Source organism: Bacteroides sp. 2201st1_D9_2201SCRN_220225, assembly GCF_040928965.1.
Lineage (GTDB): Bacteria > Bacteroidota > Bacteroidia > Bacteroidales > Bacteroidaceae > Bacteroides > Bacteroides stercoris.
On record NZ_JBCODG010000037.1, the window covers coordinates 12,260 to 30,983 of the forward strand.

13 protein-coding genes and 1 pseudogene are annotated in these 18,724 nt (G+C 44.4%); 4 read left to right on the plus strand and 10 right to left on the minus strand.

Annotation, left to right across the window (positions count from 1 at the left end; translation table 11 throughout):
- Window positions 1–198 precede the first annotated feature (198 nt).
- The 9 genes from AB5903_RS13270 to AB5903_RS13310 all read right to left on the minus strand — a co-directional run bounded on the left by AB5903_RS13270 (window position 199) and on the right by AB5903_RS13310 (window position 10,743).
- Complete coding sequence (locus tag AB5903_RS13270) at window positions 199–1,275, minus strand: clostripain-related cysteine peptidase (protein WP_368117918.1); 1,077 nt, start codon at window positions 1,273–1,275, stop codon at window positions 199–201.
- A 127-nt stretch (window positions 1,276–1,402) separates the two neighbouring features.
- Window positions 1,403–1,618 carry a hypothetical protein gene (locus AB5903_RS13275; RefSeq protein WP_368117919.1) on the minus strand — a complete coding sequence of 72 codons (216 nt, stop codon included), beginning with the start codon at window positions 1,616–1,618 and terminating at the stop codon, window positions 1,403–1,405.
- Window positions 1,619–1,627: 9 nt separating this feature from the next.
- Window positions 1,628–4,492, minus strand: a complete 2,865-nt coding sequence (locus AB5903_RS13280; RefSeq protein WP_368117920.1) for a LamG-like jellyroll fold domain-containing protein — start codon at window positions 4,490–4,492, stop codon at window positions 1,628–1,630.
- A gap of 25 nt (window positions 4,493–4,517) precedes the next feature.
- Window positions 4,518–5,408, minus strand: a complete 891-nt coding sequence (locus tag AB5903_RS13285; RefSeq protein WP_368117921.1) for a hypothetical protein — start codon at window positions 5,406–5,408, stop codon at window positions 4,518–4,520.
- A 93-nt stretch (window positions 5,409–5,501) separates the two neighbouring features.
- A complete protein-coding gene (locus AB5903_RS13290) occupies window positions 5,502–7,082 on the minus strand; it encodes a hypothetical protein (protein WP_368117922.1) in 1,581 nt (526 codons plus the stop codon).
- Between the two features lie 189 nt (window positions 7,083–7,271).
- Window positions 7,272–8,261: a FimB/Mfa2 family fimbrial subunit gene (locus tag AB5903_RS13295; protein ID WP_368117923.1), complete on the minus strand. Its 990-nt coding sequence runs from the start codon at window positions 8,259–8,261 to the stop codon at window positions 7,272–7,274.
- Complete coding sequence (locus AB5903_RS13300) at window positions 8,258–9,766, minus strand: tetratricopeptide repeat protein (protein WP_368117924.1); 1,509 nt, start codon at window positions 9,764–9,766, stop codon at window positions 8,258–8,260. Before AB5903_RS13300 ends, AB5903_RS13295 begins: the two co-directional genes overlap by 4 nt.
- 19 nt (window positions 9,767–9,785) lie before the next feature.
- Window positions 9,786–10,367, minus strand: a complete 582-nt coding sequence (locus AB5903_RS13305; protein WP_368117925.1) for a DUF3575 domain-containing protein — start codon at window positions 10,365–10,367, stop codon at window positions 9,786–9,788.
- 49 nt (window positions 10,368–10,416) lie between these two features.
- Window positions 10,417–10,743: a hypothetical protein gene (locus tag AB5903_RS13310; protein ID WP_368117926.1), complete on the minus strand. Its 327-nt coding sequence runs from the start codon at window positions 10,741–10,743 to the stop codon at window positions 10,417–10,419.
- Between the two features lie 151 nt (window positions 10,744–10,894).
- On the opposite strand from AB5903_RS13310, the gene AB5903_RS13315 reads away from it, so the two are divergent.
- A complete protein-coding gene (locus tag AB5903_RS13315; protein ID WP_368117927.1) occupies window positions 10,895–11,887 on the plus strand; it encodes a helix-turn-helix domain-containing protein in 993 nt (330 codons plus the stop codon).
- 226 nt (window positions 11,888–12,113) lie between these two features.
- On the opposite strand, the gene AB5903_RS13320 is transcribed toward AB5903_RS13315, so the two are convergent.
- Window positions 12,114–13,322, minus strand: coding sequence for a tyrosine-type recombinase/integrase (locus tag AB5903_RS13320; protein WP_368117928.1), 1,209 nt, complete (start codon window positions 13,320–13,322; stop codon window positions 12,114–12,116).
- 356 nt (window positions 13,323–13,678) lie between these two features.
- On the opposite strand from AB5903_RS13320, the gene AB5903_RS13325 reads away from it, so the two are divergent.
- From AB5903_RS13325 to AB5903_RS13335, 3 genes and pseudogenes are all read left to right on the plus strand, one after another.
- A complete protein-coding gene (locus tag AB5903_RS13325) occupies window positions 13,679–15,487 on the plus strand; it encodes a hypothetical protein (protein WP_368117929.1) in 1,809 nt (602 codons plus the stop codon).
- Between the two features lie 5 nt (window positions 15,488–15,492).
- Window positions 15,493–17,727 carry a hypothetical protein gene (locus AB5903_RS13330; protein ID WP_368117930.1) on the plus strand — a complete coding sequence of 745 codons (2,235 nt, stop codon included), beginning with the start codon at window positions 15,493–15,495 and terminating at the stop codon, window positions 17,725–17,727.
- A 457-nt stretch (window positions 17,728–18,184) separates the two neighbouring features.
- A pseudogene (locus AB5903_RS13335) lies at window positions 18,185–18,682 on the plus strand (restriction endonuclease subunit S); the annotation flags it as partial.
- Window positions 18,683–18,724: the final 42 nt, after the last annotated feature.

Genomic DNA, 18,724 nt, shown 5'->3' on the forward strand with positions numbered 1-18,724 from the left:
TCAGTACCTTTACCATTGCCTATTTATTATAACCCATTCATCATGAAATGGTACCCGTTAGTACTCGCTTGCACTAACGAGTGCCAGCAAACAAACAAAAATAAAAGCTATCTTCACAGACAACCAGAGTTTTTCTACGGAAATCTGCCAGCGGGAGCAAAAAGCAACCGGGTATCATACAGAACAAGTCCTATCTGCTCATTGATATATAATGCCATACCAGCCAGTTTCCGAGTAATAAGCATTCAGTTCGGGAGAAGCGGCTCGAGGTATATAAACCGAAAGACCGCTATGGACTTTCAGTTCGCTGCCCAGCATCTGCGGGGTAGCGGCACGGTACACAACGGTACGTTCCATGGCCCGCTGGGCAACGGCATACTGTTCCGCATCCTCCGACTTCAGCCGGAGATAATCCCCCAAGTCCGAGTAGAGGTAAGTAGCCCCGCTGCTGCGGTCGTAGCGTTCAGTCTGGTAAGGCGACACCTCCTTTCTGTTAAGGAGGATAGGCCGCAATGCCTCGGCAAGCACGCCCATCTCAGAGGTACGTATCACGCTGATGGTAGCAGACCGGTCAAGACCCGTCAAGCCGTTGTAATGATTATAATACAGGCGGGCGAAGCCCGGAAGGTCGGGTTGCGGGAGAAAAAGGCAATCCCGCAGTTCACCGTAGATATCCGTAAAGCCGGGCGATAGTATCTCAGCTGCAGAGGCCACCACATAATCAGTCTTCTCGCGCAGTTCCCAGGCAACTTCAACGCCGGCCATAAAGCACGCCTCGAAAACGATAAAGTCAAAGTGGCAGTCGCCCAAGGCGGCAGCAAAGTCGCTTATCTCCATCTCATTGTTCCCGTCTGCGACAATGCTGCGGGAGTGGGGATACATGCCTTGGGGAAGCCACCCGGTACCATGGCTGAAAACAACCAGGCCGTAGCTCTTTGCAGGATAACGGGAAAGCATGTCAACAATCGTACGCCGAAGAGTAGAACCGGATGCTGAATTCTCGTCGGGATAGGTTTTTACCCTCTCAATCCCCTCCCGAGTTACCTCATACAAACAGGGAGCTCCCCCTTTGTCCTGATAAATAATAAGACGGCAGTCGGAACGGTCCCAACCCGAAGCAAGAGCATGTATCTTCGCGTCCGTCTCGGAAGACAAGTTGTTATCACCGCCCATATAAACCAGCACGGTACGGTGATAAAAGGCAGGAGCCTCAGAAGGAGCTTCCTCCATGCAGGCGCCAAGCAGAAACAGGCCTAAGGGAATTATTCTTTTCATTTTCATTCTTTTACGCAACGGGCTTGGGAAAGAGCGGTTTTAGATGTCGGGTTGTTAGCCCAACCATCCACTCAAGGAGCAACACGTTCCGGATTATTTTTAGTACGTTCCGTACAAGTTCATATACCTAATTATTGAAAATAGCCTCTTTGGGAGCAACGTCATAAATCTGGCGGGACTCCAGTGCTCCACCCTCGTCAAAAACCATGTAGTGGATAGCCTTAATTTCATTTTCCGGCATACCGGAGGTGTAACCGTCGGCTATATTGTCCTCGCAACTGGTGCAGGACAATATAACCGCTACGGCAAACAACTTGCAAAATTGAATAAAACTAATTTTCACAATATTCTCTTACCTACTAAAGCCGTAATATCCCATCAAGAATAGTTTTTTCACCGTAGCAGGAGCTAAAACCTTATCCCAGGCAAAAAACTCCATAAGCTGCCCTTCGAATCCGGGAAAACTACTGCCGTTGTTACCCAAAATAAGGTTGGATAAAGAAGCAGGCGCATCGCTGAAAGTAGCATTCTGCACCTCTTCGCCATTCATATAGACTATGCATTTACTACCGTCATAAGTCACGACATAGTGTATCCAGTCGTGTAGCGAACGGACCTGGTCGGCATTCAGCAACAATCCGGGCACAGCCTTCAGTTTCTTATTCTGGTAAGAAGGCTCAGTTACAAATTCAGTGATACCCGCGCAATGCTGCACATCAGCATAATACTTGAAACCCACGAAAGGCGTGGAAGCCAGGCCACTATTACCAAGAACCGTTTGTATATTCTCATCCATACCTCCCGTACGTTTCAGCATGAAAGAGAAAGACCATTTGTTGCCGGAAGCAGAATTTCGGAGGCTTATATGGCTGTCTCTTCCAAACTGGGCTGCCTGGCGCGACATCTCCTTGCCGTTAATGTCAGTTAGCCCCGAAACACTAACCATCGAGATACCACTGGATGATACAACCCGAGCCCTACCGGATTCTGGTGTCGTCGAAGTAGTGAAAGGAAAATACGTTATCAAAGAGCTTTTAATATCCTCGTCATCGAGTGTCCCACCATATTTATTCGCATCTGCCGGTGTCATTGCGGGTAAAAAACGTTTTCCCGTGGCATAAGAGCCATTGGGCAACGCCCCGTTCTCCTCCATACACTCTGCCACGGCAGGTGCGATGATTTTACGGAAAGTATTTTGGCCGAAATGCGCATCGCCTCCTCCTAAAGCCGTGGGATTGACTGGCACACCGTAAGGAACATGTACAAAACCGTCCGGATTCCATTGTTTATAGCTGCTGAACACAACGGAAGCATCTTTCCCACCATACCAGTCCATAAAACCACGTGTCGAAGAGTATGTGTACCACAAGCGCTTGTCAAATGTACCATAATTGGTGCGTGCACCGTATCCCCCGCTATTCATCTCCGTAAAGATGTGGTCTGTCATTTTTATAAACTCCGTGTAATGGTGGTCGGCGTTGAATCGGTCATGCTCTCCTTGGCACCATACGAATCCCAGGAATTTATTGGCAGTATTCAGGTCCAGTGCATACTTCAGCCTATCCAGCAAAGTCTTACAATAGGAACTCTCCACTCCCCAGCGGTATAGCACTTTTGCGGTGATTACAGGCTTCATCTCCTTATGGTCATAAGTACCGTACGGACGGCCTGCCTTAAACCCGGTGGCTGAGCAGGATACGGGGACAACCAGAATTTTCGTACCGGAAGGCAGGCGTTTGAGGAGTTCTTTCGCCAATGGCAAATGAATGCCCTTATAGTTACGTCCGTAACCGTTGGTTGCGTCATCTATGTCCTCAGCGTCAAAGGTCAGCGGAATAATGCTCATATTAGGGATATTTCCCCTGCCATAAGACAACTGGAAAATATCGGGATGCACCACATCCTCTGGGCCGGCCACCGAAACGTCATAGCCGGAAGCGTTGGACTGACCGGCAACCACTAATACCATATAACGGTTTTCTTGCGACGACGCCTCCTTTTGTGTCAGCGTGAAAGTCCTTGCTGACCCGCTGATCCGGTTAAAAATCAAGATTTCACCCGTGCGGGCACTCGCTTCCATATTCACCTTAGCTTCCACTGTAAAAGATCCGTCAATAGAAGAAGCTCTTGTCTCTGCTACCTTTTCCAGCCACCCACCTGTAAGGATGATATCACATTCGGCATTACTTTTCACATCGAAGCGGATAAGTCCTCCCGTCTCCTCGATAACAAAGGTAGAATCAGCTTCCGTATAAATACCTGTAGACGGGCTGATGTCCACACTTACAATGGGGCGGTCGCCCGAAACGGTAGCATTGATGTCGTCACCCACCAGCCATGGACGTACATCCATGGTAGTCACCAACGTATTGGCTTTCACCTCGTTCACAAGAATAGAATACCGATAGTTGCGCTGCAAAGGTATCAGCTTCTTTTCCTGTGCCAAAAACACGGTATAAGTCAGCGGAATTCCGTTCACATCGCCGGTAATTTCTACTGCGGTAGCCTTCAGCGAATCCGTAGACGCATTTTCATAGGTGTACAACCGTATGGTTCCATCCTTTGCCTCAATAGATTCAAAATCTTTGCTGCCACTCTCGACAAACGGTCCACCGGAAAAAATAACCGACGAGCTCATCGCACGGATAAGCTTGGCTGACAAGGGTACGAACTTCTCCGATTTATTCTGAATGTCGATACGGGCTACCGCACGATAGAGCGGGCACAATACAGAAGTTTGCATAGTCCCGAACACGATGTCGTCGCTAATGCCGTACATCACAAAAGGAGAGGCAGGCATCTCCTCAAGAACAGACGTACGGAACGCAAGCATATCCTCAGTAGTGGTACGGTCTATTTCAAGGGCCTCCAACCAGGAAGTATTATCCCCGTTTGCCACCACATACACCTTACGGGGCCCCTCGGTATCCATACTGATATCCACAGATGCGTAACCCTCAGGCGAGGTGTCGAAAGAAGTAATGTTCAATAGTTTCTTTTCAAGTTTGCCGGCCTTGAAAATCAGAAGGTCGACACGCCTTACGTCGTCTTCCCCGCTATCGGCTCTCGTCACCGCTTGTGTGACATTAAACAAGAGCTGGCTATGGTACTTTCCATCCGAAACAGAAACACCGGAAGTATATTCGTCGCTGCAACCGGACAGTAACAATATCACAAAAGTTGCTACCCACAAAGAGATATGATAGTTTGGTCTCATCTTTAATTATGCTTCTAATTGGTTATTATTTCCAGTCCGGAGTAGATTCTACAATTTCTTCGGTCCAAGGTACCACTTCCCAGTAAAAGTTGCCCGTGAAATTTTGTTCCTGGTCGTTAAGACTGTTGATAACCACATTATAACGGGTAGCCTTCTTTATTTCTTTCAAGTCGATATCAAAAACGGCACGAATGCCATTGTACTTGCCATATACGGATAGAACCAGACTGGAGCTATGATAAAGATAGATAGGATTGGAGGTATATTTCTGGTCGATATGGGGAAGTTCATCCGCTGCAAGTGATTCATTAAAAGCGTATGTGCCTAATGTAGCATTACGCACAATCATCGAGTCGATTTCAAATCCCTTATAGTTATTGACTATGTCAAGGCGTGAAACCGTATGCGTAAACTCTACCGGCAAATTGGTTGTCAAATACGGAGTATCCAATTGGACTTTGGACACCAAAGTAAATGGAGCCTGCGGAATATCAGAATCCATAAGGAGGGCTTCCTCATCAACGGATGTAGCAGGAGTACCGGGGCGCATATCAGTAAGAAAAGGAATGTTGGACACATTGTTGGCTACGAAATAGAGGATACGCGGCAAAGTGCCGTCCAACGTTAGGCTCAATTCTGCTTTTGCATTCCCGCCGGAAGTAACCGTTTCAGTAAACCTTTTCTCATAAGTATAAGCAGTTTCACCCGGCTTTTGAACAAAACTGAATATATTTACTGTGTTTATTCTGTTTTCGTCCGTTTCAGAAGCATTACTCGTAATACCTCGCACACTAAGGGGCAACACAATCTCTGAAGATAATATGTCATTGGTATCATCCACTATCGAGCTATCACTGCCACAAGCCTGAAGTAGCGAACCGACAAATAGCAGAAACAGTAAATATTTTGTAAACATAATATAATATTTTTAATTTATTAGCTAAAAGCAATTTGTGTAGCAACAGCAATCTCCTGCTGCTACACAAATTATTTAATTACAATATTATTCTTACTTTTTCACACAACGTACATATGATGTAGTATTTACCCCGTGTGTAACAGTATTCTTTGCCCAGCCATCATGCCAAGGTGCAACACGGTAATAGTCTGCTGTGGTACTCGCTACTAACTCTCCAGTCCATAGTGCAAATCCTTTTTGAGTACTAGTTGCTGGCACAGTATGAGTATTACTAGATACGTTAAAATGAGCTCCTATAAATGGCAATTCTATTTCGTTGTTGGCGCCTTGTATAAAGTTCCAATACCAGTCCCTAAGTTCCGCAGGAACAGTAATAGGATAACTAAAACTTGACTGCACCAAGGTTACCCCATTCGAAAAAGTAGTATTCTTAACCCATTTTGAATCATCATTAGGAACTACAGTAAGACCTGCCAATGCAGCGTAATCAGCCAAATTAGCAATACGATAACCAGCAGGGCATGCGTTTATTGCACCTAGCGCAGTAAAGAATTTACCAGCAATTTTTTCATAATTTGCCTTACTTTTTTGTACATACAGGTGTAATTTGTCAATACCATTTGTTCCTTCTGCTGCGTCCGCCTGTGTTAAGATAGCTGTTGCAGTTTCTTCATCTGTTGCAAGAGATCCGGATGTATTGAATGGCATCCATCTATTGCCACCTATCTCAACCAATAGTTTTTCAAGATTTGACTCCATCGGGGTAAAATCCACTTCCATTCCATTGTTATTCTGAGCCCATTCATCAATAGTTACATTCCAACCGAGCGAAGCCTCTCCTCCGTCTTCTCCGGATCCCACCGTCGGAGTAATTGTCAAAATATAGTTTTTACCTGCTTCTGGAGAAAATGTAGCCTCTCTTTCGCTACCATCAGGAGCGGTAATTCTCACTGCTACATTTGTTGACGGATAGAGATAGTGTGTAGTCTCAGTACCATTATACATATTCGAAGCATTACCAGTCAAAGTCCTTTCAGAAGGTTCAGTGACTGTAGCAAAATCAGTACCTGTCCCTCCATTGAAAAGATAACCATTTCTACGATAGTTAGCAACACTAACTTTATAATCTTTAAGATCACTTAGGTTATAACCGGCAGCAACAGTCGCTCCCAAACGTGAAGCGCGACGCGTCAGATTTAATGTTTGCGGTTGTATAGCACCTGCCTGTAGGGTAAGTACCTTGATACCAGAAACAGGAAGCCCATCAGACAAGTCGTAATCCAAGGTCGTATTTGCCAATATATTCCTGAAACTACTTTGCGTTGTCCTGCCTGCTCTTATAGGAGAGTTTGCATAAAGATATAGCCTGGCTTCTTCTCCGGCCGTAAACTTGTCTGCCGAAATTTTTGCAGTAAACCTAGTACCTTCAAATTTCGGGTCTGTCAGCTCAATTTCAGCACCTCCTGCCTTAAACAACTTAGCAGAACCTTGCACGATTGCCCCTTCTTTATCTATTGTAGAATAAGTAGTCTTTCCACCACTAAGGTCAATACTGATCAATGCGTCACCGGGAGCAAGGCTCGTACCGGAATTAAGTTCGTCTACCTCATTTGAGCAAGAGAAAAAGGACATGGCAGCCAACGAAGCTGCAAATAAATTTCTTACTTTCATTTTACTTTTTACTTTTTAAAATTTTAATACTTTACTTTTTTTCACTGAGAGGCCGGACAATCTATTAAACGGCCCCTCTACTTAGATTTAAACATTTCTATACCATAATCAAAATAATTTTAATTAGTTAATACTAAAATTACAACTACAACTCTGTTCTTCTTTCTTAAAAACCTGAAAACAATCATCCTACCAAATGGAACCGCCATCCTCCCAATCAGATATCGAAATATTAGAGATTACCACCGTGTTACCGTCAACCTCGATAAGAAGCTGGTAAAACTGCACACGCGTATGGGTCAGGTCTATATGCTGTTCCTCAAAATACTTGTTCAAAGGCAGGTCCTTGCCGACAAGAAGCGTTTCACCGTCGTAAAGACGGAGCACAGGAGCGCGACCGCTCTCCCAACGCAGGCCGTACATCTCGAAGCTGTACTCGTTCGAAACGGCAGTAGGCTGCAGTTTCGTCGAGTAAGTAGCCAGCTCCTCGGTAATACGCGGCGTATTGTAAGGGATACCATACAGGTTATCCACCTTCTCATCATTCAGGAAACCGAATTCAACCGGTACATATTCAAGGCGTACGTGCAGATTCTCACCGGATTTAGCAAAGAAATCCATCGTTTTTTTCCATCGGACAGTGGCGCTCAGCCATATATGCACATTCGACATGTCTACTGCCTGTGCATGTTCGGTATACCCGCCCTTTACCGTCAGGGACACCTTGCCGAAATAAAGGCGGTCGGAATTGCCGACCCGCTGGCTATCGTCAGAGCTTGAGGCGTACGTCCCCGTATAAGTGGGAGGGTTGACAACACGAACCGACAGTTCCCGCAGGCTCGTCTTACCCACCACATAGTCGCTTACCTTGCTACCTCCGTTCAGGTTGGCATAGCTATACACAATCCAATCACCGTCAGGAAGATTGATAGGACGTTTAGTGATACGTCCACCGGTTATCTGTTCGTCCACCCGGTAAAGAACCGAGTCTTTCGTAAAGATGAAGTCGGTAACCTCATTCAGATAAAGAGAACTCGCATCCTCACCCACATTGTTCAGATAACGGTATTCTATATAATTAAGCACACATTTGTCCTCATCAATGATAGAGCAGCCGGACAAAAGACAAATTGCGGAAAGCAGATAGCCGGAAAGCTTGAATAAACCACCCTGTTTCATTGTTTCGTATATTTATCAAAGAGGGCGTTGTCACGCTCTTTGCGAGTTAATTCTGAGTTATTATGTTCCACTTCCTCGGGCGACAAACCGGAGGATGACGCTTCTTTCAGATGGCGGGAAGCCTGTTCAAGGTCGCCTTCCAGCAGGTACAGCACACCCAAGTTGTTCTGTGCGCGAGGGTCTTCTTTGACACGCGAAAGGTACTTCGATGCGGAAAGCGTGTCACCGCGCAGCAAGGCAACCGCACCCGCGTTGATATTCGCAACGGGATCTTCCGGAAAAACACGGACAGCGACATCAAAAACATCCTTGAACTCCTCACTGCCAATCTCATAGCTGTTGGCAACATGGTACATCTCGTTAAGGCTCAACTGACCCGGACGGGTTTTTATAACCTCGCGGCCCTGTTCCACCGTAAAGTCCTTTACCGAATAACTCAGCTGGTAATCCGTGCGACGAAGCAGCGGAAACAGCTCGGCCAGCATACGGCGGTAAGGGACACCCTTGCCAACAGATTTAAAAAGCTGTTCCCGGCGGTCAGGATTGCTATTCTCCGCAATAATATCCAAAAACTGCTGTTTCTGCGCAAGGTCCGAATCACGGATAAGCGCCTCAAGCGTATCCCAGTCCTCAGGAATGGAAGAAGTCTCAACACGGACGCCCTTAAGGCCGTAGCTGGCTTCCAGATAGTTCTTCAGGGCAACAGAGCGAGCGGCAGCCAACCGAGCGTTCGAAGCGTACGACCCCTCCGGTGAGGAATAAGCCTTAAGTACGATAAGGTCAACCGTCGACATCGAGTCGGCAAGGACACTGGTAATCATGGAGCCGATCTTGTCCAATTCTATCTGGTTATTCTTATATGCAGGAAGTATAGTCGACTTGCCGCTTAAAAACTCAAGGCGGGCATTCCCACTTTCCACACGACGTTTAATGGGTTCAGCTTCAGGAACGACAAAATTCGAGCGCGGACGGACCACGTAACGGTGTGCAGGCAGGTCAAACTCCAGAGAATCCGCAATGGTACTAATTGTACCGGGAGCGTTCTTACCGCAGCAGTCGCAAACGCTCTTCAAGACAAGACGGGAGTTTTTCATCCACGAGGCCAGCGGAAGCCGCTCGTTGTACAAATACCCGCCGGAAGACACCGGATTGACGGAAACCGCAGAATTGCGGGACATCGCTTTGCCCCCAAGCAGCGCCTCGCGGTAAGCAACCCTGGAACGCCTCTTACCATCCACAACCAATGGATTGAATTCATAAGCATTACCAAAATCATCCGTCAACATCGGAATTATAGTCACACGGTCCATACCGCCGATATCCATGCCGGAGGTCGAGAGTCTCATATTCATCAGAAGGCTGTCCTCCACAGTGCCTTTAAAGGTCACGTCAGTCACACGCAAACCGTTCAGCGAGAGCGTGTCGGGCACCGACTGGCACAGGGCCAGTGCGGGCGAGACAAGGGAACACACACACAATGATACTATAGAACATACTTTTTTCATAAGCAATAACATTTACTTTTTATTCGATTATATAGATCAGCGACACGGCGAGCTTGGTAGGACCCAAATAGTTGGACTTATTGTTACCCGTGAATTTACCGCAGCTACGGCACTCGTAACGGTCGTATTTAAAGTAGGTATAACCCACTCCCAGCTCCGCTTCCACCGCCCATCGGCTTCTGAAGACCCATTGATAACCATACCCCACTCCAAAACCATAAAGGTTGCCACGATAACGATATTTAGCCAGGGTGTTTTCCGTCAAACCGAATGGAAGGTCGATAGCACCGGCATTATAATTGCCCCAATGCGCATGGGCGCCAAAGAAATGACCGTTAAAACGCTCACAAAGCCAATATCGGATTTCGGGCTGGATCAGAATATGCTGGATTTTACTGTTTGTATTCTTATTAAAAACCCACGGGTTCAAGTTACCCGAAATATCCAAGGTCAGCTTACGCGACAAACCTATCTCAGCTCCTATATTCATCGTACTTGTGGCATCATAAAGCAAATTCGTTTTCAATGCGACATCCTGAGCCCGGGCTGATACAGCAACTATGCTTAACAAAAAAAGAAATGATACCAGTTGTTTTCTCATACTAAAAACTATTATTTTATTAATATAGATTATCAATCACAGCAACAGTTCAGACACAGGCGGTGTCGGACAATGACGGGACTACATCCGAAGGCAGCGTAAGTTTGACATAGTCATCACCAAGGAGCGTGCAGTACAACAGAAGCGAGCATTTAGCTACAAGCGCCTCGGTGAGACGAACACGACGGAGCCACAAACCGGACTCCCCGAAAACCGCCTTCACCACCGAGCCACGGACCTCAGGAACGAGATGCTGGAGATTCACTGCCGACTGCTCGTACACATCCCAGAACCCGTTGCCGGAAGAAGGGAGCAGATAAACATGGTAAATATTTTCCGATTCCAGACATAATATTTGTTCAAGATATTTTTCCATATAAAAAACTGTTTTTAATGTTACACTTTTTCCCTCGCACACACGCCACAAAGCCCATAAGCCGTTTTCAGTTGTTACTCTCTGTTTTGGAGAGTAACAACTATTCTTATTAGTTGATTTACAATATATTGCAAGAATAACACGTTTCCATGTGAAAAATAACACTGTATATAAAGAGGTGATATTCACCAAACGGTTGTATTATACATATTTAATATATAAGATGCAGAAACAAATGCAGAAACATTCTAAAAAACATATGACTATGAAACTACTCCATGTTGAAGAACACATTTCATGCAGCCACTACATGCCGAGTGGAGAAGCGGGGTTCAGGTATATTGAAATGTCGCAGGGGACTTTTCTGGACCATGAGATCGCAAGCTACAACTATCTGATTTTCGTGATGGCGGGAAGCCTGGAAATTTCAGGAGAGACATTTACAAGAGAAAAGGTACGCGGGGGAGAGTTTTTCTTCGTTGTGAAAAACTGTTGCTGCAGCGGGAGGATACTGGAAGACGCGAATGTGATGGTATGCAAGTACGACCACTTGAAAAACCTGTGCGACAAGTTCACCTTCATGAAGCTGGCAAGCTTCAAGAAGGAGAGATTCGAGTTCGCGCCGCTGCCTGTCAAAGAGGTGCTGGCAAAATTTCTGGAACTGATGACCATATACCTGCAGGCGGGAGGGAACTGTGTGCACCTGCATGCAATCAAGCAGGAGGAGTTGCTATGGGTATTGAGGGCGACCTACGAGAAAGAGGAGCTTGCCGCCCTGTTCTACCCCGTCATCGGGAGGTCGCTGAACTTCCGCGACAAGGTGATGTCGAACTATAAGAGCGCCGGGACCGCGCAGCAGCTGGCAAGGTTGTGCGGATACTCAAGGCAGCAGTTCAACAAGCTGTTCATGGTAGAATTCGGGGAGTCGCCTTTCCTCTGGATGCAGAAACGCCTTATGCTGCACATCAAAACCAGGCTGGCTGACGAGGACATCCCGCTCGGAGACATCGTCGAGGAGTTCGGGCTGTCGTCATTGTCCCATTTTATAAGGCTGTGCAAAAAACACTTCGGAAAGACTCCTGCAGAACTGAGGGTGGAACTGATTGAAGAACAGTTAAATCCATATAAATTTAAGGTTTTATAGCGCAAAAGCCACATTGGTAACTATAACAGTCACATTGGTGTCAGCAATATGGGGATTATTCCGTAGTTTTGCAACGTCATTCAGAAGAGAGGAAAAAGTGACTGTCTAAAGCACAAGATTTTTCCCTTATTATCCTACGACACTCTCCAAAACAGAGATGAACATACAGACATGCAACAAATGTAGCAAAAAAAACACTAAAAATCATAGAAGTAAGTCAGAATATTTATAGGCAACTCACCAATTTATTGGCATCATCAATGACGGAACTGTCAAAATCCTTAAGATAGATACGCGTCAGACGCTCGGAACTATGCCCCATACCTTCACTGATAATAGCTATGGGGATTCCTTTTTGTTTGGCAATATTGGCCCATGAATGCCTTGCTACATAACTGGTCAGATTGACGCCTAACGACAACTGCTGAGCTATCTGTTTCAAGTTACGATTCAATCGCACATACGCGTTCTTATAAGATTTATATAGATTATAAGGAGTGTCGCCTTCTATCATACCAAACACATAAATACTATCAGAGCTATATCTATCCATAATTTTCTGTATTTGCTCAGTTACCTCAACCTGCAAAGGCCTTCCGGTTTTACTACGTTTATATGAAATAATCCCCTCTTTTATATCCTCATGCTTCAGCTTTACAATATCCACAAATGACATTCCACGCGTATAAAAGCTAAACATGAAAACATCTCTCGCTAGGGCAAAGTGCGGCTTATCCGTCAAATCCGTTTTAACTATCTGTCTCATCTCATCACAATTCAGAGCTCTTTTGGCAGTTTTTACCTGCTTCAGATGTAAAGAGTAAAACGGACTATTCGAGGCGCATTTCACACCCTTATTCAGCGCTTTATTATAAATCGCATGTAAATTATGTATATAATAGTTCACCGTATTATCACTGACGCCATTGGCCTTCAACTTATCACAGTACTCTACTATCATACCCTGCGTCATATTAGCAAACAAGATATCCCGTTCACTAAAATTCTTCCGTAGCGAATTTAATGTCCATTGATAAGAATTCGACGTACATATTTTCCCATTAGTATGCAACCTCGCTATTTCATACTCAAAGAACTTATAGAGATATTTCACTTGCTGCCCCTCATTATAATAGCTCAAAACATCTTTAACAGTATATTCCCGCTTTTCAGATTCAAGCAAGATTACTTTTTCTAATATTTCAGATTTAATATCCTTTGCTTTTGTATTTGCATCTTTTACCTGTCTGGTGGTTAGTGTTCCTGTAGGAGAATAGACAACCTTTTCCTGTTCAGAATTAAAACAGTCGCTTTTCACCCCGTACCCGACATAAATCGCGCGTTTTCGACGCTTATGAATAATTTGAACTACTAAAGGAAATCCTCCGGATTTATACTCCCTTCCTTTCTCCAGTATAATTTTTACTGATGCCATATCTTTACTTTTTTTAATGCAATAATTGAAGTCTATTACTCAATAGTTCAAAAGATTGCAAAATTATAAATTAGAAACGAATTATAAATTCAAAATCATAAAACCGGTCAATTAACGAGTTATATTATAAAAAAGATGAGTCTGTGATTATATTTTCAACAATTTTAAACTCCCACTTCCTATACCACACATCAGAACCAACATCTACCGAGAAAAGAAAGTCGTATTGATAACTTAAACAGCCAAATATGCAACTACAGAAAAACAAAACATACTACCTTTGCAGCGAAATCTCTTCTTAAGGGGTTATACAATTTTCATTCCTTAAAATAAAACGTAATTTAACCGAATTATTTATGCGTACCTCAAAAGTAATTTTTATTTATTGTTTTCTTCTACCGTTCTTGTGTTCTTGCACCCGGGACGAAATAGAAGACAATAGTTATCCGTTAGCCGAATATGACGGCACGGGTGTTTTGTTTCGTTTAAAGGCAGACTCTTTTGACGATACGGGTTCCGCTACCCGCACCCTGGATTTGACCGCATCTTTCGATACTCTTTGTGCCTATATTCTCAAAGAGGGCCAAATTGACATCGACCGTGAAGTTAAATTCCCCGATCCTGCAACAATTATGGTGGAAGGGCTCGAAACCGGCACCTATAACCTTCTTATATTAGCCATGAAAGGTAACTATAAAGAGGATGGAGCCCAAATACATAAAATAGAGAAGAGTTCCTCACCGTGGCTGTCTTTTCCTGAAAATACGCCGGCGAAGCCTCTGAAAGCCCAATATTATTATACGAATCACCAATTCTCGGTAATAGACGGAAAAACCAAGATAGAGGAAATACGCATTCCCCAGGCTGTAGGGCTGGTTTCTTTTGACGTACAATACAAAAGCGATTACGTGCGCAAATCGGTTCACGACTGTCAATTTATTCCCTCGGAAGACAGCAGGAGCTATTCTGCCCTGCATGCAGACGGCAGCCATTCGGGACAGCGAAGCATAGCATCCTTCTCTTTATCGGAACAAAAACAGTTCTTATTTTTCCCTACCGTAAAGGATGGTTTTTCCGGTCAAGTAGTAGTAAATACAATCAATCACCGAAAGGAAAGTTTTGACACGGAGTATGATACAAAGGCAACCTTAGATGCCGCCAAGCATTCTGCCATACATGTGCAGGCTGTACATCCGGACGACAATGTGGGTATTAACCTTGCCGATGAACTCACTCCTCTAAATTATTATACGATTCTAAGTGATGAAGAACCTGCTTCAGTCTATACCAATGCAAATCAGCGGTCATTTCGTATAACCCAACCTTTGCAGATAAATATGGAGAACGATAGTTTGCACATGAGATTTTACTCTCCCGTAGGCATAAAAGAGGTTACAGTCATGGCAAAAAGTCCGACTATGGATGAATATGTGGAGTTCGTTTACATTGACAACATTCCGGCATTTGCCGACATTAAGACATCGATAAAGGTATTGGAGAAAGGATTATACCGCACTGAATCAGGGAAAATTCAACAACTTTCAGCAGAAGAGGTGAATCCGGCTTCCTTGAGTTTTAAGATAGCTTGCAACGACCCGTATTGGACTAAGATTTCTCAGATAAAAGCGAAATGGTACATCAAATTCGTACTTAATGGAGGAAATCCCGTAACAGGTGTTCCCAACAATAACTGGTGGGGAATACGCCCTGTACATTGCAGGGAAGCTGTTGCACTCTATTTGAATATCGGATATATGTGTACGCTGGAAAAGTTCCAGCAGCGGGTTTCGACGTTCCAAGGAAAACTTCTTGACAATAACAGGTATCCAGTTGACACATCAACGCTTATATCCAGACTGGAAAACCTTTCCGGATTCGACATCGGACTTGTATATAGTGGCAATGGTGTATCAGGATTAGGTGGGGGCAGAACATGGGGAGTCTATCAGAAATCTTTCCTTTATCATTACGAAAACAGCGGCGGATGTTGTTCCACTATTTTTCACGAATTAGGTCATTGTTTAGGCTACAGCCATAATAGCACTATGACATACGGACAGTGGGCTTCGGGATGCGCTGATGTGTTCTACAAGAATAACATAAAAGATTTTCCTGTCAATTCCCACACAATATTAAAATCAAGAAGTAATCCCAATATCTACTAATAGTTATGAAACATTTGTCTGTTATTATATCTGTATTATTTTCAATACTTTGCATCGGATGCTCTAAGGAGGATTTTGATACTGGAAAAACAAATGATATTCAGAATGAGCATTCGCTCCGGCTTTTGGTCTATACACCGAATTCGGAAACAGTTCTTAATACGGACCTGTTAGGAAGCATAGAGGCTTATCTGTTCAAAGAGGGAGTTCTGTCCGACGTTTACAAAAATCTGACAGTGGATAAGAACGGATACACTACAATCAGCTCGTTAGCCGAAGAAGGGCAAATCTATTTCTTTGTAAACACCGGTAAGCTGCTGAATGGAATCACAGAGGAAATAGGCCGATTGAAAGAGACCGAACTGCTTGCCACTACAATATCCTCTTCCTCTCCTCAAGCAGATGGAGAGAAACCGGTGATGACTGGAAAGGCAGACTTAACCGGAAGCCAAGAAAGTTCCACCCAAGTATTGCTTACACGAGCCATTGCCAGAATAGACTTAAAAATAGCTGACGATGCCGACATACAAATCAATAGAATAAGTATGGATAACATACATTGTGAAGCATTCCTGTTTCCTCAAAACCCGGTCAGTTCGCCATCCGGTGCAGCATTGGCAAAAATAGATACAACATTCGATACACCACTGAGCCCGGGTGAACATACCGGATTAGTCTACCTGTATGAACAGGTGGGGGACGGTATTCCTGTAGAGCTGCATGGCACCCTTGAAGGAGATCCTGTCACACTTTCACTGGCACTGCCTGACACAATCCATAGAAACTGCATTTATAAAATAAAGTTATTTTGCGGAGACAATGCTAATTTGCAGGCAAGTATATCCGTGGAAAATGAAAGTTGGGAAACCGAAGAAACTATCACGGCAAAACCTTCTTCCAGTATTCTGGTTAATAGTGAACTTTCTACTTTGTCTGAAGGGGCATATTTAAGTGCAACAAAAGATACGGTTTACCTCCCGAGCAAGGAGTCAACGTCAATACTTGTACTGGATAAGGTGCCGGAAGATGCAGAATTCACAATTGATGGTACGACAGCCTCCATTACTCCGTATACGGAAACTCGTGCCGACCTTCAAGGGAAAAAGTTCTTGGTACGCACTTCTTGGAAAAAACCGGGTACTGAGACAGAATATGTGTACCTGAATATGCACAGCAAGAAGCAGCCGGAGCACTACAGTGGGCGGTTGGTAATTGTCCAGGCCACTACAACGACCTTCAAGGGAGAATTGTATAATCATCTTACAAACACCCCTCCCTATAACATTCATTTCAATAAATATATCGACAGTGTTTTAGGTCAGATGGAGGTGCCTAAGAACTGTGAGGTTATTGTCAGTGGTGGCAGTTGGCTAAGGGCGATACCCCAAGGAGAAGGAGTTTATGAGATTCAGGCAGGTTACAAGCCTAACGATCCGGAAGCCAATGGTAGCACTCAGGAGTGTGTGCTCACCGTGAACGGCCCGAATGGCATACATGAAACATACACCGTTACCCGGCTGAATCACGGCTTGCCTGTTGTCCTTATGGGTGACACTTACTGGTGTCGTTTCAACTTACAAGGAAACTCAAAGAGTTTCGACGACCAGATAACCGTCAGTGAATCTGAAACAATAGGTGATCTGTCTGCCTATTTTGCCTCTTGTTCTGACGAGGAATTTGTACGTTTAACCGGCAGTCAGTACAAAGGGCGTTATGCGCAGGGAATGAATTTAAAGTATGACGTATCCGTCTCGCGTTTCTATTTCGATTCGTATGGGGCGCTCCAGAATCCGGCAATCATAGGAAATGGACCGGTAAACAGTCATTGTCCGGACGGATACCAGCTTCCTGCTTCGAAAGATTTTGAGCATTTGTTAAAATCGGGGGCTGTTAACTACACGCTTAATGGCGCACCGGTAAATTACACTACGGGTAGTGGAAGACCTGCCGTTATTTCAGCCCATAGCCGAGGAGATGTAGCTTGGGAGGGAGGTCTCCTTGCAACAGCCAATTACATTCAAATCGCTTTTGACGAAAACAGTCTGGTTTTGGGAGGATTAGGCCATCAATTTGAATCTTCAAAACCAATTGCTTCAAAGGTATTGTGGGCAACCATAAGTGGAGGTAACAAAAGCTGGACTCATACAGGGACTACAGCCAAGGCGGAAGACCATAATGCAAACAAATCCCGTACGGTTCGCTGCATTAAGACGCCACCGGCTTTTATAATAGAAGAATAATTCGGTGTTGATTCTTGGTGGCTTTGCTTTAGTATGATTGGGGAATTTGAGCAGAGTGACGCTGTGCTGCCTGGCGGTAGCAGCAGGTTATGCCTAGGAAGTGGCGAGAACGGATACATTGCCGAGTCGCGTGTGAAGCAGGTATGTATCCTGCTCAGCCATTTTCCACTATCAAGAGGATAGCATCCATCCGGCAGAATTCGACCTGGTGGTTGAAGATTTGCTGTTTATGTCTACGGGTTAATGTAGAAGGCTATGATGAGAACAGAATTAACGATAATAGATTTAATTAATTGAAAACATACTTTTGTTGCGCTTGAAATACAAAACAAAATAAAGCCTGTCTCAGCTAAATCAGAATTTAGAGGCGATGGCAAAACAACTCTATGATTATTGGTTTGTGCAGTTTGATTTTCCCAACGAGGAGGGCAAGCCGTATAAATCAAGCGGGGGTGAAATGCTTTGGAATGAGAAGTTAAAACGTAAGATTCCTGTTGGCTGGCATTGTGGGAATCTCTTTGAAATTGCTGTTTTTACAAATGGTTTGGCTTGTCAGAAATTCAGACCAAAGGATAATGAAGTACCATTACCTGTCATCAAGATACGAGAAATGCACGATGGTATTTCTGTTGACACTGAAAAGGTAACGTCAAATATACCAGAATCAGTAAAGGTGTATAATGGTGATGTGCTATTTTCATGGTCGGCATCACTGGAAGTTATGCTCTGGGCTTATGGGCTTGGAGGACTTAATCAGCACATCTTTAAGGTTACATCTGCAAATGATTTCCCGAAGTCATTCTACTATTTTCAACTTTTGGATTATGTCGATGTATTCAAGAAAATGGCAGAAGCAAGGAAAACAACGATGGGACATATTACGCAAGACCATTTACAACAAAGCACAATCGCCATACCTGATAATAAAGATATTGCGGATAAATTCGAGGAATTAATATCACCTATTTTCAGGCAGATAATCAAGTTGCAAGAGGAA